Genomic DNA, 23,714 nt, shown 5'->3' on the forward strand with positions numbered 1-23,714 from the left:
GGTGTGCGCGAGCGCGGACAACCCCTAACCAGGCGTCCGGCCAGCTAGGGGTGTCCGGGTGCCGACCGGTCGCACTAGCGTCGCCTCGACCGGGTCTGCGTTCGGCCCGGTCGGGAACGCCAGCCGCCGGGAAGGACCGCCGAGGATGACCACGCCAGATACCGACAACGGCCTGTGGGTGCGACGTTTCCACCCGGCGCCGGGCCGCGCCAGGCGGCTGGTGTGCCTGCCCCACGCCGGCGGCTCCGCCAGCTTCTACTTCCCCGTCTCCCGCAGCCTCTCCCCCGCCGTCGAGGTGCTGGCGATCCAGTACCCGGGCCGGCAGGACCGGCGCCACGAGCCGTGCATCGGCGACATCCACCAGCTCGCGCGGGAGGTCTTCACCGTGCTGCGGCCCTGGCTGGACGAGCCGGTGGCCATCTTCGGGCACAGCATGGGTGCCAGCGTCGGCTTCGAGCTGGCCCGGCTGATCGAGCAGGACGGCGGCGCGGCCGCGCACCTGTTCGCCTCCGGCCGCCGCGCGCCGTCGCAGGCGCGGCACGAGACCGTGCACCTGCTCGACGACGAGGGCCTGCTGGCCGACGTCCGGAAGCTGAGCGGCACCAACCCGGCCGTCCTCGGCGACCAGGAGATGCTGCGGGCCGCCCTGCCGGCGATCCGCAGCGACTACCGGGCCGCGGAGACCTACACCTACCGGCCGGGTCCGCCGCTGAGCTGCCCGGTCACCGTCTTCACGGGCGACGACGACCCGAAGACGACGGTCGAGGAGGCCCGCGCCTGGTCGACCCACACCACGGGGCAGTTCGACCTGAAGGTCTACCCGGGCGGGCACTTCTTCCTGGCCGAGCACCAGGCGGCGGTCCTGCAGGCCATCTCGACCGCCCTGACCGTGGCGCCGGCCATCTGATCCTCATCGGACGAGGGGCCCGTCCACCGGTTGTCACGACCGGTCGGCGGGCCCCTCGTCCGTGCGGGGTGTCACCGCTTGTGGCCCACCGCGATCACGTAGTCGAGCTGCGCCAGCTCCCGCTTCATCAGGTCCTGGTTCTTCCAGTGCGCGGCCATGCTCTTGCGCACGGCCGGCTTGACGACGGCGCGGAACTCGGGGTCGTTGGTCCGGTCGGCCATGTACGCCCGCCAGCCCTCCCAGGTCTGGTCCTTGATCGAAGTCACCTCCGGGTTGGCGAAGCCGGCCTCGACGAGCTCCTGCCGGTACGTGTCCCGGTCGTGCCAGTTCTCCTTCGGAATGCTGAACTTGACGAAGCTCAGCGGGCCCGACTGGATGGCCGCGCGGACGACGTCGGCGCTGACCGGGATGATGTCGGCCGTGGCCAGCACACCACCCGGGCGCAGCACCCGCAGCGCCTCGGCGAAGAACGCGCTGCGCGGGTAGAAGTGGAAGGCGGATTCGAGGGCCACGACGCGGTCGAAGGTGTTGTCCTCGAAGGGCAGTTCGGTGGCGCTGCCGAGGCGGAAGTCTGTCCGGTCCGCAAAGCCCTCCTCCTGTGCCCGGCGCTGCGCGGCCTCGACGTGGTGCGGGGTGATGTTGAGGCCGTAGATCTTGGCGACCTGGCGCTCGCGCAGCCACTTGAAGTCCTGGTCGGCGTAGCCGAAGCCGACGTCGAGGATGGTGTCGTCGGGCTTGATCCCGGCGGCGTCGGCCAGCTTGTCGGCCAGCGCCTCGGCCGCCGTGTCGAGGTCGGTGACCCCGTCGGACCAGTAGCCGACGTTCATGTAGTGGGTGCGGCGCGCCGCGAACTCCACGTCGGGCGACTGGATCTCGTAGAAGCGCCGGACCCGGGTGATGGGGTCGGCCGTGAAGACCGTGCGGATCGCCCGACCGGCGATCTTCAGGTTCTCGAACATGTGGTGTTCCTTCCGTGGGTGGTCTCTTGATCAGCCGCGCCGGACCTGCTGACGCAGGTCCTCGACGAGCGCGGGCACACCGGCCGGGTCGGCGGCCGTGCCGAAGACGTAGAAGTCGGGCCGGACGAGCACCGCCACGGCGTCGTACCGCTTGAGGAGAGGCAGGTACACGTCGTCGAGGTCGTACGCGGTCGGCCCGGTGCCCGGTTCCGGGGCGGGGGCACCGGCGGGGAGCATCCGGACGACCCGACCGTCGAAGGAGTCCAGGACGGCCCGGGCGTCCGCGTCGAGCAGGCCGTCGGGGTCCTCGGCGCAGAGCAGGGCGAAGCCGGTGCCGACCACCTCGTCGAAGAGCCCGGCCCGGCCGTCGACCTCGACGCGCCCCTGCGGCATCGGCACGCCGGCGCCGGCGGCGTCGTCGCCCCGGCCGTGCAGGACGCCGCCGGCCAGCGGCTCCAGCAGGGAACGGGTGCGCGGGCGGGCGGTGCGCCGGCGCAGTTCGGCGAGCATGACGGAGTCCCGGCCGGCCGCCGCGGTCCGGTCGGTCTCGCAGATCACCGTGCCCGAGTCCATGGACATCCGGATGGCGTGCTGCACGTGGGCGCAGCGCTCCTCCTGGTAGGTGTCCAGCAGGGTCTCGTCGGCGAGCCCGCGGTGCACCAGGTCGAGCTTCCAGGTGAGGTTGATGGCGTCCCGGAAACCGGAACTCATTCCCTGCCCCATGAACGGCGGCATCACGTGCGCCGCGTCGCCCGCGATCAGGATCCGGCCGGAGCGCCAGCGGTCGGCCGAGCACGCCTGGGTGGTGTAGACGCCGTACCGCTCCAGGGTCGCGTTGTCGGGGGTGATGTCGAAGAGGCCGAGCAGCCGCCACACGCTCTCGACGGTCTCGAACTCCTCCCGGCTCTCCCCCGGCACCCGCATGAACTCCCAGCGCCGGTGCCCCGGGCCGGCCGACACGGCCGTGCGGGGACGCGCCGGGTCGCAGACCTGGAGGTTGTTCGGCTTGAACTCGCGGGCCTCGTGCGGCACCACGTCGCAGACCAGCCAGTCGTACGTGAAGCCGAGGTCGGTGACGCCGCTGCCCAGGTGCTCCCGGACGAAGCTGTTGGCCCCGTCGCACCCGATCACCCACCGGGCCGCCCGGACCTCCTCGCCGTCCGGCCCGGCGATGGTGACCTCGACCCGGTCGTCGTGCTCGACCAGGCCGGTCACCTGGTACGGGCGCAGCACCGTGACGCCCGGCAGTTCCGCGCCCCGCTCGGCGAGCAGCGCCTCCAGGCCGGGCTGGTAGAAGGAGACCGAGTCGGGCCAGCCCATCGGGCCGTCGCCGGTCACCTTGACGTGCAGCAGGGTCCGCCCGAAGCCGTTCTTGAAGGTGTACTCGCCCGACGACTCCACCACCGGGCCGAGCCGGTCGGCGACCCCGGCGGCGGCCAGGATGCGACTCGCCTCGCCGTCGTACGACACGGCGCGGGGGAAGTTGTACGGGGTGGCCCACCGCTCGACCGCCGTGACGGTGAGCCCTCGCTGCGCCAGCAGGATCGTGAGCATCTCACCGACCGGGCCGTAGCCCACGATCAGCACGTCGGTCATCAGCATCGGTATCGGTTCCTCGCGGAGTCGGTCGGACACGGTGTCGTGGGGACGGTTTGCGCCGTCCGGGGCGGCCGGACGGCGGTCAGAGGCCGAGTTCGGCGTCGATGAGGTCGAAGATCTCGTCGTCGCTGGCCCGGTCGAGGTCGATGTCGAGGTCGGGGCCGCCGCCCGAGCCGGCGCGCATCGTCCGCCACTTGGCGATGAGCACCTCCAGCCGGGAGCCGATCTGGGCGTGCAGCTCCGGCTCGACGCTGGCTTCGGTCAGCGAGCGTTCCAGGTTCTCCAGGTCCGCGAGGACCGGCGGAACGTCCGGGCCGGTGTCCGGCGCGAGCTGGGCGAGCAGGAACTCGGCCAGCGCGTTCGGGTCCGGGTAGTCGAAGATCAGCGTGGCCGGCAGGCGCATTCCGGTCGCCGTGGTGAGCCGGTTGCGCAGCTCGACGGCGGTCAGCGAGTCGAAGCCGATCTGGCTGAACGCCCGGCCGGGGGCGACCGCCGCGCGGCTGCCGTGCCCGAGCACGCTCGCCGCCTGCTCGCGGACCAGGTCGACCAGCAGGGTGTGCCGGTCGGGACCGGCCAGGGCCGCCAGTTCGTCGGCGAGGGTGCGGCCGCCGGCGGCCGGGGCGGCCGACCGGGCGCTGGGCCGTTCCCGCCGGGTCAGCCCGCGCAGTAGGGCCGGGGGCCGGTCGACCGCGCCGAGCGCAGCGACGTCGATCCTGGTCGGCACCAGCACCGGCTCGGCCGTCCGCAGGCCCGCGTCGAACAGGGCCATGCCCAGGTCGGACGGGATCGCGAGCTGCCCGTCCCGGGCGGTGATCCGGGGGTCGGTGCGGTCCAGCTTGGCGGTCATCTCGCTGGCCTGCTCCCACAGGCCCCAGGCCAGCGACCGGCCCGGCAGCCCCTCGGCGCGGCGCGCCAGCGCGAGCGCGTCGAGGAACGCGTTGGCCGCCGCGTAGTTCGCCTGGCCGGGCACGCCGAAGACGCCGGCGCCGGAGGAGAACAGCACGAAGCCGGCCAGGTCGAGGTGCCGGGTCAGCTCGTGCAGGTGCCACGCGGCGTCGAGCTTCGGCGCGAAGACCGTGTCGAGGCGCTGCGGCGTCAGGGCGGTGACCACCCCGTCGTCGAGCACCCCGGCGAGGTGCACGACCGCGGTCAGCGGGTGCCGCGCCGGCACCGCGTCCAGCACCCCGGCCAGGCTGTCCCGGTCGGAGACGTCGGCCGCCACCACGCTGGCCTCGGCGCCCAGGGCCCGCAGCTCGGCGACCGCCTCGGCCGCGCCCGGGGCCTGCTCGCCCCGGCGGCTGACCAGCAGCAGCCGTCGTACGCCGTGGGTCTCGACCAGTCGCCGGGCGACCAGTTGGCCCAGGGTCCCGGTGCCGCCGGTGAGCAGCACGGTGCCGTCGGGGTCCCACGCCCGGGGCATGGTGAGCACCACCTTGCCGACGTGCCGGGCCTGGCTGACGTAGCGGAACGCCTCCGGCGCCTGGCGCACGTCCCACACCTGGGTGGGCAGCGGGGTGAGCGCGCCGCGTTCGAAGAGCCCCAGCAGCACGACGAGCATGCGCTGCACCTCGTCGGGGTCCTCGAGGGTCAGGTCGAAGGCGGTGTAGTCGACGCCCGGGTGGTCGGCGGCGACCCGGGCGGCGTCCCGGATGTCCGTCTTGCCCATCTCGACGAACCGTCCGCCGCGCGGCAGCAGCCGCAGCGAGGCGTCGACGAACTCGCGGGCCAGGGAGTCCAGCACCACGTCGACGCCCCGGCCGCCGGTGGCGTCGGCGAACCGGGTCTCGAAGTCCAGGGTCCGGGACGAGGCCAGGTGGTCCTCGTCGATGCCCATCGCCCGCAGGGCGTCCCACTTGGCGGGGCTGGCGGTGGCGTACACCTCGGCGCCCAGGTGCCGGGCGAGCTGCACGGCGGCCATGCCGACGCCGCCGGCCGCCGCGTGCACCAGCACCGACTCGCCCCGGCCGAGCCCGGCCAGGTTGACCAGGCCGTGGTACGCGGTCAGGAAGACCACCGGCACGGACGCGGCCGCCACGTACGACCAGCCGGCCGGCATCGGGGCCAGCAGCCGGCGGTCGGTGACCGCGACGGGCCCGAAGCAGCCCACGAACACCCCGAACACCCGGTCGCCGGGGCGCAGGTCGGTCACCTCGGCGCCCACCTCGACGACCTCCCCGGCGCCCTCGCCGCCGAGCGGCCCCGCGTCGCCGGGGTAGAGGCCGAGCGCGTTGAGCACGTCGCGGAAGTTCAGGCCGGCGGCGTGGACGCGGACGCGGACCTCGCGGGGGCCGAGCACGGCGTCGGCGGCGTCGGTCGGGCTGAGCGTGAGGTTCTCCAGGCTGCCGCGCACCGGCGCGTCCAGCCGCCAGGCGGTGGCGGGCGGCGCGGCGAGTTCGCCCGCCGAGCCGGCCCGCGCCAGCCGCGGCACGTACGCGACGCCGCCTCGGACGGCTGCCTGTGGCTCGGCGGCGGCCAGCAGCGCGGCGACCTGGTCGGGGTCGATCCCGTCGGCGTCGACGTCGACGACGACCACCTGGTCCGGGTTCTCCGACTGGGCGGAGCGGACCAGTCCCCACGCCGCCGCAGCGGCCGGGTCGGTGACCTCGCCGGCGCCATGCACGGCCACCGCGCCGCGGGTCACCAGCAGCAGCCGCGAGGCCGCCCAGCGGGGTTCGGTGAGCCAGCGCCGGACCATGTCGAGGGCTGCGACGGCGGCCCGGCGGGCCGCCTGGGGGGCCGGCTGCGCCGGCTCCGCGTCGAGCGGCACGAGCACGGCCCCGGGCAGGTCCAGTCCCGCGTCGACGGCGGCGGCGAGCCCGTCCAGCCCCGCGTGGAGCGGAAACCCGTCGAGGCCGGGGGCGACCGCCACGACCGCGACCGGCGCGACCCCGTCGGCCGGCGGCAGGGGCGTCCAGTCGAGGCGGAACAGGGCGTCGCGGGTGGCCCGGTCGTCGGTGACGGCCAGCTCCGTGGCCGAGATCGGCCGCATCGTCAGGGCGGTCACGTCGGCGACCGGGGCGCCGGTCGGGTCGGCGGCGGTCACCGCGATGGCGTGCGGCCCGACCTGGGTCAGCCGGACCCGCAGCGCGGTCGCGCCGGTGGCGTGCAGGGTGACGCCGTTCCAGGCGAACGGCAGCAGCAGCCGGCCGGCCCCCGCCTCGGCGAGGCCGCCGAAGTGGGCGGCGTGCAGGGCGGCGTCGAGCAGGGCCGGGTGCAGGCCGTAGCGGTCGGCGTCGACCCGCTGGGCCGCCGGCAGCTCCACCTCGGCGTAGACCTCGTCGCCGCTGGTCCACACCGCCCGCAGCCCCTGGAACGCCGGCCCGTACGCGTAACCGTCGGCGGCGAGGCCGGCGTAGAACCCGGTCAGGTCGACGGGGCGGGCGTCGCGCGGCGGCCAGTCGGTGAGCTGCGGTGGCGGGGTGGGCTGGGCGGCGGAGAGGGTCGCGCTGGCGTGCCGGGTCCAGGGGCTCCCGGCCGGGCCGTCGGCGGGCCGGGAGTGCAGGGTCACCGGGCGGCGCCCGTCGTCGCCGGCCGCGCCGACCGCCACCTGCACCTGGGTGGCGCCGTTGGCGGGCAGGGCAAGCGGGGCCTCGATGACCAGCTCGTCGAGGATGGGGTGGCCGATCTCGTCGCCGACGCGCAGGCAGACTTCCACCAGGCCGGTGCCGGGCACCAGCACGCTGTCGGTGACCCGGTGGTCGGCGAGCCACGGCTGGGCGTCGGTCGACAGCCGCCCGGTGAACAGGTGTCCCCTTGCCTCGGCCAGCGGCACCGACGCCCCGAGCAGCGGGTGCCCGGCCGCGTCCAGGCCGGCCGCGCCGACGTCGCCGGGGCCGGCGACGGGCCGGGGCCAGTAGCGGCGGTGGGCGAATGCGTACGTGGGCAGGTCGACCCGCCGGCCGCCGGCCAGCGCGGGCCGCCAGTCGACGGGGACCCCGGCCACGTGCAGCTGGGCCAGGGAGAGCAGGAACCGGTCGTGGCCGCCCTGGTCGCGTTGCACCGAGCCGACCACCACGGTCCCGCCGTCGTGATCGGCGAGGGTCTCCTCGATGCCGACGGTGAGCACCGGGTGGGGGCTGCACTCGACGTACGTGTCGTGGCCCTGGTCGGCCAGCGACCGGACGGCCCGCTCCAGCTCGACCGGCTGCCGCAGGTTGCGGTACCAGTAGTCGGGGCCCATCTCCTCGCCGTCGAGCCAGCGCAGGTCGGTGGTGGAGAACAGCGGCACGGCCGCCGGGCCGGGGGCGATGCCCGCCAGCACCTCGGCCAGCTCGTCGCTGATGCGTTCCACGTGCGCCGAGTGGGAGGCGTAGTCCACCGCGATCCGCCGCACCCGGGCCTGCTCGGCGGCCAGTTCGGCGAGGAGTTCCTCCACCGCCGCTGGCTCGCCGGAGACCACCACGGCGGCCGGGCCGTTCACGGCCGCCACCGCGATCCGGTCGCCGAACCGGGCGATCCGGTCCCGGACCGTGTCGGCGGGCAGCGCGACGGAGGCCATCGCCCCGTGCCCGGCCAGCGCCCGGATGGCGCGGCTGCGCAGCGCCACGACCCGGGCGGCGTCGGGCAGGGAGAGCACCCCGGCGACGCAGGCGGCGGCGATCTCGCCCTGCGAGTGGCCGACCACGGCGGCCGGCTGGACGCCGTACGAGCGCCACAGCTCGGCGAGCGACACCATCATCGCGAACAGGGCGGGCTGCACCACGTCGACCTCGTCGAGGCCGGGCGCGCCGGGCGCCCGACGCAGCACGTCCAGCAGCGACCAGTCCAGGTACGGCCGCAGGGCTGCGTCGCAGGCCGCCATCCGCTCGGCGAACACCGGGGACTGGTCGAGCAGGTCCAGCCCCATGCCGAGCCACTGGGAGCCCTGGCCGGGGAAGACGAAGACACACCTGCCGGCGGGCCCGGCGTCGCCGCGTACCACGGCGGGGTCGGGGCGGCCCTCGGCGAGCGCGTCGAGGGCGGCGGCGATCCGGTCCGGGTCGGCGCCGACGAGCACCGCGCGGATGTCGAAGGCGCTCCGGCCGGTGGCCAGCGACCAGGCCACGTCGAGGGGGCGCTGGTCGGGTCGCTCGGCGAGGTGGGCCCGCAGCCGGCGGGCCTGCCCGGCCAGCGCCTCCGGGGTGCGCGCCGAGAGCAGCCACGGCAGCGCGCCAGTCGTCCCGGCGGCGGTCTCCGGCGTCGTCGCGGCCACCGCCTCCGGGGCCAGCCCGGTGGCCTCCGGGGCCGGTGCCGGCTCGGCGACGGCCTCGACGATCACGTGGGCGTTGGTGCCGCTGATGCCGAACGACGAGACGCCGGCGCGGGCCGGCCGGTCCGCCCGGGGCCACGGGCGGGGCTCGGTGAGCAGCTCCACCGACCCGGCGTCCCAGTCGACCCGCGAGCTGCGGCGCTCGGCGTGCAGGGTGCGGGGCAGCCGGCCGTGCCGCATGGCGAGGATCATCTTCAGCACGCCGGCCACGCCCGCCGCGGCCTGGGTGTGCCCGAGGTTCGACTTGACCGAGCCGAGCAGCACCGGCGCGGCGTCGGCCGGGCGCTGCCCGTACGTGGCGAGGATCGCCTCCGCCTCGATGGGGTCGCCCAGCGACGTGCCGGTGCCGTGCGCCTCCACCACGTCCACGTCGGCGGGGGTCAGCCCGGCGGCGCCCAGCGCGGCCCGGATGACCCGCTCCTGGGACGGCCCGTTCGGGGCGGTCAGCCCGTTGGACGCGCCGTCCTGGTTGACGGCCGAGCCGCGGACCACGGCGAGCACGGGGTGGCCGCGGCGGCGGGCCTCGGAGAGGCGTTCCACCACCAGCATCCCGACGCCCTCGGACATGCCGAAGCCGTCGGCGTCCTCGGCGAACGCCTTGCACCGCCCGTCGACGGCGAGGCCACGCTGCCGGCTGAACCCGGTCAGCCCGGCCGGGGTGGACATCACGGACACGCCGCCGGCCAGGGCCAGGTCGCAGTCGCCCTGGCGCAGCGCCTGGACCGCCAGGTGCAGCGCGACCAGCGACGCCGAGCAGGCGGTGTCCACGGTGACCGCCGGCCCCTCCAGCCCGAGCGCGTACGCGACCCGCCCGGACAGGACGCTGCCGGCCGTGCCGGTGAGCAGGTGCCCCTCGTCGGCGGTGAGTTCCCCGTCGTCGGAGGCGACGCCCGGGGCGACCTGGTCGGCGTAGTCCTGGCCGTGCGTGCCGGCGAAGACGCCGGTGCGGCTGCCGCGCAGGGTGACCGGGTCGATGCCGGCGCGTTCCAGCGCCTCCCACGAGGTCTCCAGCAGCAGCCGGTGCTGCGGGTCCATGGCGAGGGCCTCGCGGGGGCTGATGCCGAAGAACTCGGCGTCGAAGTCGGCGATGCCGGTGAGGAACCCGCCGGCCCGCACGTACGTCCGGCCGGGCGTGCCGGGCACCGGGTCGTAGAGGTCGGCCAGCGGCCAGCCCCGGTCGCCGGGCAGGTCGCCGATGACGTCCGCGCCGGCGTCGAGCAGCCGCCACAGCTCCTCGGGGGAGCCGATGCCGCCGGGGAACCGGCAGGCCATGGCGACGACGGCGACCGGCTCGTCCAGGGCGACGGTGGTGGCGTCGGTGACCTCGGCGGCGGCGGTGCCGAGCAGCCGGGCGTGCAGGTGCGCGGCGAGCAGCTCCGGGGTGGGATGGTTGAACACGGCGTGCGGGGCGAGCCGGACGCCGGTGACGGCGGTGAGCCGGTTGCTCAGTTCCACCGCCATCAGCGAGTCGAAGCCGAGTTCCTTGAAGGGGCGGCGCGGTTCGACCTGTTCCGGGCCGGTGTGCCCGACCACGGTGGCGCAGCGGGTGCGCACCAGGTCCAGCAGCAGGGCGGCGCGGTCGGGCTCGGCCAGCTCGGCCAGCCGGTCGGCGAAGCCACCGGTGGCGGCCGGCGCGGCGGCGGCGTTGACGGCCCGGCGGGGCGGCGGGGGCAGCAGCGCCCGCAGCAGGGCGGGCACCTCGCCGGAGGCCCGGACGGCGGCCAGGTCCAGCCCGATCGGCACCAGCGCCGGCCGGTCGGCGTGCAGCGCGGCGTCGAGCAGCGCCAGGCCGGCGGCCGTGTCCAGGGGGCGGGTGCCGCCCCGGGCGAGCCGGGCCAGGTCGGCCGGGGTGAGCCGGCCGGCCATCCCGTCCTCGGTGGCCCACAGGCCCCATGCGAGGGCGGTCGCCGGCAGGCCGTGCGCGCGGCGGTGCGCGGCGAGCGCGTCGAGGAACGCGTTGCCGGCCGCGTAGTTGCCCTGGCCGGGGCTGCCGAAGACGGCCGCGGCCGAGGAGAACAGCACGAACGCGGCCAGGTCCAGCTCGGCGGTCAGCTCGTGCAGGTGCCACGCCCCGTGCACCTTGGATCGCAGGGCCCGCTCCCAGCGGGCCGGGTCGAGGTCGGTGAGCAGCGCGTCGTCTGTGGCCCCGGCGGCGTGCACCACGGCGACCAGTCGGTCGGCCAGCGTTGCGACGACCTCGGCGAGGGCCGTCCGGTCCGCCACGTCGACCGCGACCACCCGGACGGTGACGCCGGCGTCGGCCAGGTCGGTGGTCCAGTCGGCGGCCCGGCCCGTGCGGCTGAGCAGGACCAGCTCGGCGACGCCGTGCACGGTGGCGAGGTGGGCGGCGACGTGCCGGCCGATCCCGCCCGTGCCGCCGGTCACCAGCACGGTGCCGCCGGCCAGCGCCGGGGCCGGCGTGCCGGCCGGCGGGTGCTCGACCGGGCGGAGCCGGGGCAGCAACGCCCGGCCGTCGCGGACCGCGACCTCGGGCTCGTCGGCGGCGACGGCCAGCGCCGCCCGGACGGTGGCGTCGTCGGTGGCGTCGAGGCTGAGCAGCAGGAACCGGTCCGGGTGCTCGGCCTGGGCGACCCGGACCAGCCCGGCCACCGGGGCGTGCACCGGGTCGCCGTCGCGGACGGCCACGGCCAGCCGGGTGGTCTCCGCGCGGGGGTCGGCCAGCCAGCGCTGGAGCACGTCGAGAACGGCGAGGCCGACGGCGTGCGCCCGGTCGGGCACCGGGCCGCCCGGCTCGCCGGCGCCGACGCGCAGCACCAGCAGCGGCGGCAGCGGCCCGGCCGGGGGCGTGTCGTCGGCGAGCGTCCAGGAGGGCGCTGGCGTCGCCGGGAACGCCGCCGGCAGCCAGTCGACGGCGTACAGCCCGGCGGGGGCGGGCGCCGGCGCGTCGGCGGGCGGCAGCGCCACGGACCGCAGCACGACCCGGTCCGCGTCGAGCACGGGCGCGCCCGCGTCGTCGACGGCGCTCAGCGTCACCGCGTCCGCCCCGGCGGGGGCCAGGCTGACGCGCAGCGCGTGCGCGCCGGTGGCGTGGACGCGCACGCCCGTCCAGTCGGTGGGCACCAGCCGGACGGTGGGCGCGGCGCCGAGGGCGGCGGTGGGCGCGGCGTCATCGGTTGGCGCGGCGTCGGCGCCCGGCGCGAAGTCGGCGAGCGGGAGCAGGCGCAGGGCCGCGTCCAGCACCAGCGGGTGCACGCCGTACCGCTCGGCGTCCGGATCCCGCGCGTCCTCGGGCAGGCGTACGTCGACGAAGAGCCGGTCGCCGGCGACCCACGCGGCCCGGGCCAGCTCCCCGGCGACCGCCCGGCGCTGCGGGGTGGTCAGGTCCACCGGCCGGGCCCCGACGGGCGGCCAGGCCGGGGCGTGGACGCTGTGCCCGCTCTCGGAGTCGACCGGGGCGAGCACCGCCTCGGCGACCTCCCGCCACGGCTGCCCGTCGCCGGGCCGGACGTGACAGCGCGCCGTCCGACGCCCGTGCTCGTCGGGCGCGGAGACGACGACCTGCACCTCGACGGTCAGCTCGGCGGGCAGCGGCACCGGCTCGGGGACGCGCAGCCGCTCCACGGCCGGGGCCCCGAGCTGCTCGCCGAGGTGGGTGAGCATGTCCAGCAGCGCGGTGGCGGGCAGCAGCGCCGGTGCGCCGTCGCCGGGGGCGGCCAGCCACGGCTGGGTGGCCGCGGAGACCTGGCCGGTGCAGACCACCTGCCCGGTGCCGGCGACCGGCAGCACCGCGCCGAGCAGCGGGTGCCCGGCGTCGGCCAGCCCGATGCCGGCCGGGCCGCCGGCCGCGGCCCCGGCGGGCAGCCAGTAGTGCCGGCGCTGGAAGGCGTACGTGGGCAGGTCGACCGGGCGGTGCGGGCCGGGGCCGGCGAGAGCGGCGCGGTCCACGGCGACGCCCCGCACGTGCAGCCGCGCCACGGCGGCGAGCAGCGCCGCCGGCTCGTCGGCGCCGCCCCGCACGGCGGGCACGAAGGCCAGCTCGTCGGACTCGGCGGCGAGACAGTCCTGGGCCATCGCGGTGAGCACGCCGGCCGGGCCGAGTTCCAGGAAGGTGGTGACCCCCTGCCGGTGCAGGGCCCGCACGCCGTCGTGGAAGCGGACGGTGCCCCGCACGTGCGCCACCCAGTAGTCGGGCGAACAGAGCCGGGCCGGGTCGACGGGATGGCCGGTCAGGTTGGACACCACCGGCAGGTGCGGGGTGCGGTACGTGAGGCCGGCCGCCACCTCGCGGAACGCGTCGAGCATCGGCTCCATGCGCGGCGAGTGGAACGCGTGCGACACCCGCAGCCGGCTGGTCCGCCGCCCGGCGGCGCGCAGGGTGGCCGCGACGGCCAGTACGGCGTCGGTGTCGCCGGAGACGACCACGCTGGTCGGGCCGTTGACGGCGGCGAGACCGACCCGGTCGGTCAGGTGGGCGGCGACCTCGGCCTCGTCGGCCTCGATGGCGACCATCGCGCCCCCGGCGGGCAACTGCTGCATGAGCCGGGCCCGGGCGGCGACGAGCGCCGCCGCGTCGGCGAGCGGGAACACCCCGGCCACGTGCGCGGCGGCCAGCTCGCCGACGGAGTGCCCGAGCACCGCGTCGGGGCGTACGCCCCAGGACTCCAGCAGCCGGTAGAGGGCCACCTCGAAGGCGAACAGCCCCGGCTGGGTGTAGAGGGTCTGGTCGAGCTGCCCGGCCAGGTCGCTGCCCTCGGGGGCGAACACCACGTCCGCGACGGGGTGCGGGGCGTGGCCGGCGAGGCAGCGGTCGAGTTCGGCGCAGGCGGCGTCGAACGCGTCGGCGAAGACGGGGTACGCCGCGTGCAGCTCGCGGCCCATGCCGGGACGCTGGCCGCCCTGCCCGCCGAAGAGCAGGCCGAGCTGGCCGTCGACGACCCGGCCGGTCAGCAGCGCCGGGACGTCCGGGTCCGGCTCGCCCCGGGTCAACGCGGTCAGCCCGGCGCGGACGGCGGCTGGATCACCGGCCAGCACGACCGCCCGGTGCTCCAGGGCGGCACGGGTGGTGGCGAGCGCGTGCCCGACATCGGCCGGGTCGGCGTCCGCCCCGGGCCCGTCGAGCCAGGTCAGCAGGCGGGCCGCCTGGTCCCGCAGCGCCTCGCCGGAGGCGGCGGCGAGCAGCCACGGCACGGGCGTCCGCCGGCCGTCGGTGGGCTCGGTCCGCGGCTGCGGCCCGTCGGTCGCCGGGTCGGCGGTGGGGGCCTCGACGATGACGTGGGCGTTGGTGCCGCTGATCCCGAACGACGAGACGCCGGCCCGGCGGGGCCGCCGCACGTCGGGCCACGGGCGGGCCTCGGTGAGCACCTCGACCGCGCCGGCGGACCAGTCCACCTCGGACGTCGGGGCGTCCACGTGCAGGGTGCGGGGCATCGTCCCGTGCCGCATGGCGAGCACCATCTTGATCACCCCGGCGGCGCCGGCGGCGGCCTGGGTGTGACCGAGGTTGGACTTCAGCGAGCCCAGCCGCAGCGGCTCGGCGTCGCCGCGGCCCGCGCCGTACGTGGCGAGCAGCGCCTGCGCCTCGATCGGGTCGCCGAGCCGGGTGCCCGTGCCGTGCGCCTCGACGACGTCCACGTCGGCGGCGGCGAGGCCGGCGACGGCCAGCGCCCGGCGGATGACCCGCTCCTGGGCGGGGCCGTTGGGGGCGGTGAGCCCGTTGGACGCGCCGTCCTGGTTGACGGCCGAGCCGCGCAGCACGGCGAGGACGGGGTGCCCGCGCCGGCGGGCGTCGGAGAGCCGTTCCAGCAGCAGCACGGCGACGCCCTCGGACCAGCCGGTACCGTCGGCGCCCTCGGCGAACGCCTTGCACCGGCCGTCCGGGGCGAGCCCACGCTGCCGGCTGAACTCGACGAACGCCTGCGGGGTGCCCATCACGGCCACGCCGCCGGCCACCGCGAGGGAGCAGTCCCCGGCGCGCAGCGCCTGGGCGGCCAGGTGCAGCGCCACCAGCGACGACGAGCACGCCGTGTCGACGGTGACCGCCGGCCCCTCCAGCCCCAGCGCGTACGCGACCCGGCCGGAGACGACGCTGCCGGCAGTGCCGACGCCGAGGTAGCCCTCGGTGCCGGGCGGCGCCTGGCGCAGGTTCGCGGCGTAGTCGTGGTGCATCACGCCGGTGAAGACGCCGGTGGCGCTGCCGCGCAGCGAGGTCGGGTCGATGCCGGCCCGCTCGAACAGCTCCCAGGACGTCTCCAGCAGCAGCCGCTGCTGCGGGTCCATGGCCAGCGCCTCGCGGGGGCTGATCGCGAAGAGGGTGGCGTCGAAGTCGGCGGCGTCGGTGAGGAAACCGCCCACCCGGACGTACGAGGTGCCCGGGCGGTCGGGGTCGTCGGAGAACAGGTGCGCCAGATCCCAGCCCCGGTCGGCGGGGAACTCCGTGAGCCCCTCCCGGCCCTGGTCGACCAGCTCCCACAGCTCCTCGGGGGAGCTGACGCCGCCGGGGAGCCGGCAGGCCATGGCGACGACGACCACCAGGTCGTCCACGGTGGACGCCGGCGCGGGCCGGTCGGGCACCGCGCCGGGCTCCGGGGTGGCGCCGCGCAGCCGGGCGGCGAGGTGCCGGGCGAGGGCGTCCGGGCTGGGCTGGTCGAACGCGGCCGTAGCGGAGAGCCGTACCCCGGTGGCCCGGGCCAGCCGGTCGCGCAGGGCGACCGCGCTGACCGACGTGAAGCCGAGTTCCTTGAAGGCCCGGCCCGGGCGGACCGCGGCCGGCCCGGGCAGGTTGGCCACCTCGGCGGTGGCGGCGCGGACCAGGTCGAGCAGGATCCGGTCGCCCTCGGCGGTGGTCAGCCCGGCCAGCCGGCGACGCAGCTCGGCCGCCTCCCGGTCGTCGGCGGCGTCGCGGTCGGCCCCGACGGGCGTACGCCAGGCGGGGTGCGCGGCGTCGGCGTGGCCCGCCGGGCGGGCGAGCAGCACCAGCTCGTCGCCGTCGTGGGCCACGTCGAACGCGGCGAGGTCGGCGCGCACCTCCGCCGGCAGGTCGCCGGTCGCCTCCCCGGCCGTGGCCGGCGTGGGCGGCTCCCGGTCGGCGCGCGCGGTCGTGCCGACGAGCCGGGCCGGAAGGCCGGCGGCCCGGCGGCGGGCGGCCAGGGCGTGCAGGGCGCCGACGGCCGACGCCGCCCGCTCCCGGTCGGCGGCGCCCAACAGCAGCGCGGACGGGGCCAGGACGGTGAACGCGGCGGCCGGGTGCCGGGCGGCGGCGTCCAGCGTCCCGGCGAGGCCGAGCAGCCGGTCGACGGCGTCGTCGTCAGCCAGGTCGCCCTCGGACGGGCAGAGGAAGACCGCCCCGGCCGGCTCGTCGCCCGCCCGGTCGGCGGGCAGCGCGACAGCCTCGGCGCCGGCGGCGGTGAGCTCGGCGGCCAGGTCGGCCAGCGCGGGCGCAGCGGTGGCACCCGTGTGCGGCAGCCGCAGCCGACGGACGCCGTACGCGGCGACGAGGTGTCGGGCCAGCGCCGCGCCGGTCGGCCCGTCGGCACCGGTGACCACGGCCGGGTGGGCCGGGTCGACCACCGCGGTCGGCCGCGCCGGCATGGTCGCGGGGGCGGGCGCGAGGACCGCGTGCCGGGCGGTCCCGGCGCGGAGGGCGACCTGCGCGGCGCCGGCGTCCACCGCGGCGGGCAGCAGGGCGATCGAGGCCGCGTCGGCGTCGTGGTCGACCAGCACGATCCGGTCCGGGTGCGCGGCCTGGAGGCAGCGCCCGAGGGCCTGTACCGCGCCCGCCGCCGGGTCGGTCCCGGCGGTCGTGCTGGCCGCGTCGACGGATTCGCCGGTCTCGGCGGACGCCGAGGTGGCGTCGCCAGGCCCGGCGGTCAGCAGCACCAGCCGGGTGCCGGCGAAGCGGTCGTCGTCGAGCCAGCCGCGCAGCCGGTCGGCGAGGTCCGCCGGAACGGCGTCGGCCGGGTCGACCGCCAGCACCGTCACGTCGGGTACGTCCGGGGCCCCGCGCAGGGCGGCGAGGTCCGGGTGGGACCGGAACCTGTCCCCCGTCGACGCCGCGCGCAGCGCCTCCACCAGTGCCGCGCCGGCGGGCCCGACGACCGCCCAGCGGCGGGCCGGGGCGGCGGCGGCCAGGGCCGCCGTCGGCACGGGCGCCTCGACCGGCGGTACGGCGGTCAGGTCCAGCGGTTGCCAGGCGAGCCGGCTCAGCGTCTCGTGGTGGCTGCCGTTGACGGCGCGCAGCCGGGCCGGCCGGTCGAGCAGCAGCCGGCGGGTGACCTTGCCGGAGGCGGTGCGGGGCACCCGCGCGATCTCGTACAGCTCCTCGGGGACCTTGTGGTAGGAGAGCCTCTCCCGGCAGGCCGCGTACCCGGCCCGCGGGTCGAACCCCTCCGGCCCGGGCACCACGAACGCCACCGGCACCTCACCGAGCAGGTCGTGCGGCCGGCCGGTCACCGCCACGTCGGCGACGCCGGGCACCGCGCGCAGCGCCTCCTCCACCTCGGCGGGATGGATCTTCTCGCCGCCCCGGATGATCAGCTCCTGGTGCCGCCCGGTGACGAAGATGTTGCCGTCGGCGTCGCGCCGGGCCAGGTCGCCGGTGCGGTACCAGCCGTCGCGCAGCGCGGCGGCGGTGAGTTCCGGCAGGCCGTGGTAGCCGAGCATGAGGCTCGGCCCGCGCACCCAGACCTCGCCCTCGGCGCCGGTCGGCACGTCCAGGCCGGTCTGCGGGCTGACCAGGCGCACGTCGACGCCCGGCACCGCGAGCCCGCAGGAGCCCTCGACGCGGGGCCGGTCCGGCCGGGTGACGGCGATCGACCCGCAGGTCTCCGTGCTGCCGTACGCGTCGAGCAGCGGCGCGTCGAAGACCTCCTCGAACGCCCGCCGCAGCGCGCCGGTGGTGATCGCCCCGCCGACCAGGCAGACCCGCAGGGCCGGGGCGCGGAAGCCGGTCTCCCGGGCGGCGGTGACCAGGTGGTGGTACATGGCCGGCACGCCGGCCAGCACCGTGGCCTCGTCCTCGTCGACCGCGCGCAGCACGTCGTCGGCGGAGAAGCCGTCGACGAGCCGGGCCGTGGCGCCGACCGCGGTCACGCTGAGCACGCACCCGATGTGGGAGAGGCTGTGGAACAGCGGGAGCGGCCAGACCACCCGGTCGGCGGCGGTGAGCCCGGGGATCGGCACGTAGCAGGAGGCGACCGACCAGAGGCAGGTGCGCTGGGTGGAGAGCACGCCCTTGGGCCGGCCGGTGGTGCCGGAGGTGTAGAGCATCCAGGCGACCTCGTCGAGGCCCAGGTCGTCGCGGGCGGCCACACCGGGCTCGGTGTCGACCAGCGCGTTCCAGGCGGTGACCCCGGCGGGCACCGGGCCGTCGCCGGTGACCACCACCCGCAGACCCGGCCGCTCGGCGCGCAGCCGCAGCACCTGGTCGAGGTGTTCCGGGTCGGTGACCACCAGCACCGCGCCGGAGTCGTCCAGCAGGTGGGCCAGCTCCGCGTCCGTGCTGCGCGGGTTCAGCGGTACGCCGACTGCCGCCGCCCGCGTGACGGCCAGCCAGGTCTCCACCGTCTCCACCCGGTTGCCGAGGCAGAAGGCCACCCGGTCGCCCCGCCCGACGCCCGACGCCGCGAGGTGCCCGGCCAGTCGGCGGGTCCGCACGTAGAGGTCGGCGTACCCGACCGCCCTGCGGTCGTCGCGGAACGCGACCTTGTCGCCGAACCTGGCGGCGTGGGCCGCGAGCAGGTCGGGCAACGGCTGGATCAGGTCGCTCCGCAGCATGTCACCACATTCCGTCCGTCGGCGAGACTCCCTCGTCCGCGGCCTGGACTCGCTCGCCGTAACGGCCCAAGTCTTCCCAGCGCCCGGCCGGCAACCTACCCCTGTCACCCCCTAAGTCGTCCCCAGATCCGGCCGCCGATCCGATGGCGGGACGCGCCGCAGGCCGATGATGGGGCGATCCCCGCAGGCCGTCGAGCCCCGTGCTCCACCCGCCCCGTCAGCCGAGGTGCCGTCGTTGGAACGCTGCTGGTTGTTCGCCCGCCTGGCCGTGCCGGCCGACGGACGCCCGGACGCGCGGGTGCCCGAGCTGGTCGGCACGGTCCTCACCGACCTCGTCACCGCCGCCCGCCGCGCCGACCCGGGCACGGACTGGTTCTTCGACCTGCTTGACACGTCCACCGGGCGGTGGCTCAGCCTCGGCTTCCACGCCGCCCCGGCCGCGCTCGACGCGGCCCGGGCGCGGCTGCTCGCGTACGACCCGCGGGTGTCCTTCGCCCCGGCCCCGGACACGGTGCGGGACGCCGCCCGGGGCGGCCCGCTCGCGTCCGCCGGCAGCGACCTGGCCCTGACCCTGCTCGGCGGGGACGCCCCCTGGCTGGCCGGTGTCGAACTGCCGCTGGCCGTGGCGCACCTGCGACACCTGACCGGGCTGGTGCCGGCGGCCGACCGGCTGGCGTTCCTCTTCCTGCACTGGCAGGACCGCAGCCAGCGGCTCACCGGGGCGCAACGGCGGGACCTGGCCGCGCAGGCGGACGCCGAGGCGGAGAAGATCGTCCTGGCGGCCGGGGACCTGCCGCTGGGCGGGGAGATCGCCGTCGCGTGGCAGCTCTACCTGGACCGGGTGGCCCACGTCGTCGGCCGGGAGCACCCGGCAGCGCCGCGCGGCTTCCTGCTGGCGCACCACGCGCAACTCACCCACGAACGCTGGGGCATCGGGCCGGACGTCGACTCGCTGGCAGCGTTGGCGCTGCGCCTGTCGATGGTCCGCGACCGCCCCGCCGCCCCCGCACCGGCCCCCGTCCCGCAGCAGAGGAGACAGCAACCGCATGCACGCGTCCGCGCCTGACCGTCCCGCCCCCGCCGACCCGGCCCGGATCGAGGTGGCGCTCGGCGAGCGCGCGTACCCGATACTGATCGGCCCCGGCGTGCGTCACCGGCTGCCGGCGGAGGTGGCGCGGATCGGCGCGCGGCGGGTCGTGGTGGTCTCGGCCCGACCGCCGGAGTGGACCCCCGACCCGGGGGTGCCGCACCGGGTGGTGCCGGCCCGCGACGGCGAGCACGACAAGAATCTGGCCACGGTGGAGCAGCTCTGCCGGGCGTTCGCCGACTTCGGGCTGACTCGCGCCGACGCGGTGGTCTCCTGCGGCGGCGGCACCACCACGGACGTGGTCGGGCTGGCCGCCGGGCTCTACCACCGGGGTGTCGCGGTGATCCACCTGCCGACCTCGCTGCTCGCCCAGGTGGACGCCAGCGTCGGCGGGAAGACGGCGGTCAACCTGCCGGAGGGCAAGAACCTCGTCGGGGTGTACTGGCAGCCCCGGGCGGTGCTCTGCGACACCGAGCACCTGGGCACGCTGCCGGAGCGGGAGTGGCGCAACGGGTACGGGGAGATCGCCCGGGCGCACTTCATCGGCGCCGGCGAGCTGCGCGACCGGCCCGTGGCGGAGCAGATCGCCGCCTGCGTCGCGCTCAAGGCGTCGGTGGTGGCCGCCGACGAACGCGACTCCGGGCTGCGGCACATCCTCAACTACGGACACACGCTGGGGCACGCGCTGGAGCGGGCCACCGACTTCCGGCTGCGACACGGCGAGGCGGTCGGCGTCGGCACGGTCTTCGCGGGCCGGTTGGCCGGCGTCCTCGGCCGCATCCCACCCGCCCGGGTGGCCGAGCACCGGGACGTGGTGGCGGACTACGGCCTGGACACGACCCTGCCCGCCGGCGTCGACCACGACGAGTTGCTCGCGCTGATGCGGCGGGACAAGAAGGCCACGTCCGGCCTGTCGTTCGTGCTGGACGGGTCGGCCGGCCCCGAGCTGGTCGCCGACGTCCCCGAGCCCGCCGTCCGCGCCGCCTTCACCGGCATGTGACGGCCTACCGACCGCAGCCCCACGGTGCCGATAGCGGCGCAAGACCAGCAGATCGCCGATGGCGTACACATCTGCGTCGCGCCCTGAGGCGAACAGCACGGGTTCGGCCCTGGCACGAAGGCCAGTCGAACCAACGGCCCTGGCGCGGCGCCGAGAAGCATCGTCGAGGGCGGCGAGCCGGCACCCATTCCTCCATCCGGGCCGTCAGGGTGACCCGGTTGCGGATTCCAGGTCGTACAGGTGGCTCTTGCATCCGTGCCCCGGACATCACTCGGCCAGCCGCCGGCTGCGGCGCCCTGGGAGAGCAGCATGGCGCGCCAAGCCCAGAACGGCCGGTCGTACCGGGTCACAGGGTGGGTGACGGTGCCCCCGGGCCGCCTGCACAGCCCGGGGGTGACGCGTCAACTGCCCAGCGCCCGCTGGATCTGCGCGACCAGCACTCCGCAGGCGTACCGGTCCGAGGCGCCGACCATGCCGACGATGGTCGCCGGCTGCGGGCCGTTGTCCGTCTCCGCCGGGTCGTGGTGCATGAACACGACCAGTTGCCCGCGATCGATGAACGGGGCGAGAATCGGCTCGGCGTCGACACCGGGCGCGAGCGAGAAGAACGTGGTCATGGCGCACGGGTGCTGACCCAGCAGCGAGCTGCGGTGCAGCACGGATGCGGTGGCTCCGCTGACCCGGAAGTTCGGGTCGATGACCCGCAGTTGGCCGTCCCGGCTGATGCCGGCGTCGAACGCGCAGTATCCCCGGTATCCGAGCGCGCTGGCCTTCCGGACCCCTACCGTCAGCGCTTCGACGAGTTCCGCCGGCGGCTGGTCGTCGTCGTCCATCACACAACCGACCCATGTCGAGGTGGGCTGCGGCAGGTGTACGGACGCACCGAAGTAATGCACCGATCCGCTTTCCGTCACGCCGAACTGGAGTCCCCAGATCGTCCGGAAGGGCACCTCCTCCTCGACGATCCACCGATCGCTCACCTGTTCCAGCTGGTTGAACAGTGACCGGTTCAACCGGTCCTGCAACCGCCTGGTGAAGATGGCGATTCCGCTGTACACCTCGACACCGGCCGGTTTCACGACGGCCGGTCGGCGGTCCTGCTGCACGATCCGTCGCACCTCGGCGGGGGTGGCGACCTGGCGACGGGGCAGGTATTCCGGTGCGATCAGTGTTTCCAGCACGGTCTTGTTGTTGAGGCGGGCCAGCAGATCCGGCGACACCCGGGCTCGTGCCTCCCGGAGCTGTGGATCGTGCGGCGGGAATTGGAACTCCAGCACTTCGCCCCGATCGGCGGCTTCCCGGGCGAGCTGCATCGCCTGCGCGCCGGAGCGGAATTCGCGCAGATCAGTCGGCGTCTTGAGACCACACCGACTGAGCAGGCGCAGCGACTTCTCCGCACTCGATCCGCTGCTGCAGATGACCGCCGCCTGCTGCGGCAGCGTCAGGTGAAGTCCGGTGATCATGTCCAGGCCGTTGTACAGGGCGGAGCCCGCGCCGGCGAGATAGCGGCTGCCGGCGGTCGCCACCGGATCCGGTGGCCGGGCCAGCAACACTCCATCCGGAGCGAACACCTGTACCTGGATAGGCGCATCCATGGAATCTCCTGACATGCCGGCCCACGCGGGGCCTCGGGGTGGCACGAATTCCGGGTGCGCCACGACCACGAACAGCGGAGGACGTGGACGTTGTGGGCTCCCGGGTCGGGGTGAGGCCGCTCGGCCACGAGAGTCGGGCGTGCCGCGTGCACCGGCCGGACGGGTATCAGGCTGGCCCCGGCCAGGTAGCGGACTGGCTTGTGGTCAGCGCTGCGTTGGCGAGGTGCACACCATCAGGCGGTGTCTGAAATGCCAGTCACCGACTGGGTCATGATCGAGAAAGCATAGTCAGTTCTCATTGCCCCGGGATGGGCCGGTCAGCCGAGCACGGACTGCCCTTTTCGCCGCCGGAGTCGCCGATGCTCCGAGCGGGACCCTCGTCCGCGGGCTGACCGAATAGCTGCATTCGGAAGGACCACGGGATCATGAGCAGTCGCAACCGGACGATCGCAAACCAACCGTTCCGGGCGGCATCGACGATCCACGGTGGACGGACGTTACGGCGGACAATTCCGCCGACAAACCACGACTGATGCACACTGACCAGCTCAAATGGCCGACTCGACGGCACCGACACCGCACCCGTGCCGATGCCGGCCATCACCCGGAACGGGCCCCGGCCAACCCCGGCCGCGATCTCCGGCCGAGGCACTAGGGGTCGACGGGACGTAGCTCTAGGGGTGTACTCCCCTCCACAGGGCTTCGTAGGGTCGGGCCCCATTGGTTCGTCGTCCCCTTTCACCGCAACGAATGGGGGACGATCGTGGGTGCGCGGCGCCCTGATGGACGGGAGGCGCGGGTGACCGGATCGGACACCGACGTGCTCCCGCCGAACGGCGACGTGGTCACGGTCCGGGATCCGGGCAGTGGCCACGCGCTGATCGCACGGCTGTTCCCACGCGACGGCCACACCTCCGGCCGTCCGGCACGCGGACCGGCCCGGATGCCGTGCCGGTCGGGATCCGCCCGACGGGCGGCACCGGGGCCACGACGGGCCGGCAAAGCCAGTACGGCCGCCGAACCGTCCCCACGAGCCGCGAATCAACTGTGGTACGGCGGGATGCGCGCCGACGGGAACGCGGCTGGGGCGTCCCCGTGACCGGTACCGGCATCCCACGCCGCCCCGCACCTGCATGTCACACCATGCCGTCCGGCGTACGGCACATCGGCTGACCGGCCGCTCCGGCCAGGTGTGTTCCGGTCACCCCTTTCAATCGGAGGTTCAAGCTCATGTCTGTCGGGTTCGAGCGTGCTCACGCCGTGGCCGGTGCGGTGGACGCCGAGGCCCTGGAGCTGGTGGGTGATCTGCGTCGGCCGGCGGTGTGGCCGGCTCGGGCGGCGTCGGTGTTTCGGGCGCTGTCCTCGTCGTTGCCTGTCGGGGCGGCCGGTGAGGTGGTGGTGGCGGGGCTTGTGGCGGTTCTGGCGCGGTGGACGGCCCAGGGCGAGGTGGCGGTGGGGCTGCCGTCGGGTGGTGTGTTGCGGGTGGACGTTACGGGTGATCCGGGTTTCGGGGTGTTGGTGTCGCGGGTGGGTGCGGCGTTGGCGGCCGGGCCGGTCGCGGTCGACGCCGGCCTGGTGGGTCCGGTG

At 75.9% G+C, this 23,714-nt stretch carries 8 protein-coding genes; 4 read left to right on the plus strand and 4 right to left on the minus strand.

Annotated features, from left to right (window positions below; genetic code table 11):
• The first annotated feature begins 145 nt into the window (after window positions 1-145).
• Window positions 146-907, plus strand: a complete 762-nt coding sequence (locus AB0G14_RS27125) for an alpha/beta fold hydrolase (protein WP_357702065.1) — start codon at window positions 146-148, stop codon at window positions 905-907.
• Between the two features lie 71 nt (window positions 908-978).
• On the opposite strand, the gene AB0G14_RS27130 is transcribed toward AB0G14_RS27125, so the two are convergent.
• The 3 genes from AB0G14_RS27130 to AB0G14_RS27140 all read right to left on the minus strand — a co-directional run bounded on the left by AB0G14_RS27130 (window position 979) and on the right by AB0G14_RS27140 (window position 18,445).
• On the minus strand, window positions 979-1,866 hold the full coding sequence (locus AB0G14_RS27130; RefSeq protein ID WP_357702067.1) for a methyltransferase domain-containing protein: 888 nt from the start codon (window positions 1,864-1,866) through the stop codon (window positions 979-981).
• Between the two features lie 30 nt (window positions 1,867-1,896).
• On the minus strand, window positions 1,897-3,468 hold the full coding sequence (locus AB0G14_RS27135; protein ID WP_357702070.1) for a bifunctional 3-(3-hydroxy-phenyl)propionate/3-hydroxycinnamic acid hydroxylase: 1,572 nt from the start codon (window positions 3,466-3,468) through the stop codon (window positions 1,897-1,899).
• A 79-nt stretch (window positions 3,469-3,547) separates the two neighbouring features.
• Complete coding sequence (locus AB0G14_RS27140) at window positions 3,548-18,445, minus strand: SDR family NAD(P)-dependent oxidoreductase (RefSeq protein WP_357702072.1); 14,898 nt, start codon at window positions 18,443-18,445, stop codon at window positions 3,548-3,550.
• A 226-nt stretch (window positions 18,446-18,671) separates the two neighbouring features.
• Between AB0G14_RS27140 and AB0G14_RS27145 the strand changes: the two genes are divergently transcribed.
• Complete coding sequence (locus AB0G14_RS27145) at window positions 18,672-19,511, plus strand: hypothetical protein (RefSeq protein WP_357702075.1); 840 nt, start codon at window positions 18,672-18,674, stop codon at window positions 19,509-19,511.
• The gene (locus AB0G14_RS27150; RefSeq protein ID WP_357702077.1) at window positions 19,492-20,532 is read left to right on the plus strand and encodes a 3-dehydroquinate synthase family protein; all 1,041 of its coding nucleotides are present in this window, start codon (window positions 19,492-19,494) and stop codon (window positions 20,530-20,532) included. Before AB0G14_RS27145 ends, AB0G14_RS27150 begins: the two co-directional genes overlap by 20 nt.
• 401 nt (window positions 20,533-20,933) lie before the next feature.
• Here the strand turns inward: AB0G14_RS27150 and AB0G14_RS27155 are convergent, their stop codons facing one another.
• Entirely contained in the window at window positions 20,934-22,190 is a 1,257-nt protein-coding gene (locus AB0G14_RS27155) for an ATP-grasp domain-containing protein (RefSeq protein WP_357702079.1), read from the minus strand.
• 1,167 nt (window positions 22,191-23,357) lie between these two features.
• On the opposite strand from AB0G14_RS27155, the gene AB0G14_RS27160 reads away from it, so the two are divergent.
• Window positions 23,358-23,714 (plus strand): hypothetical protein (locus AB0G14_RS27160; protein ID WP_357702081.1); only part of this gene is annotated, 357 nt, incomplete at its 3' end.

It is taken from the genome of Micromonospora sp. NPDC023814 (assembly GCF_040639595.1).
Taxonomy (GTDB): domain Bacteria; phylum Actinomycetota; class Actinomycetes; order Mycobacteriales; family Micromonosporaceae; genus Micromonospora.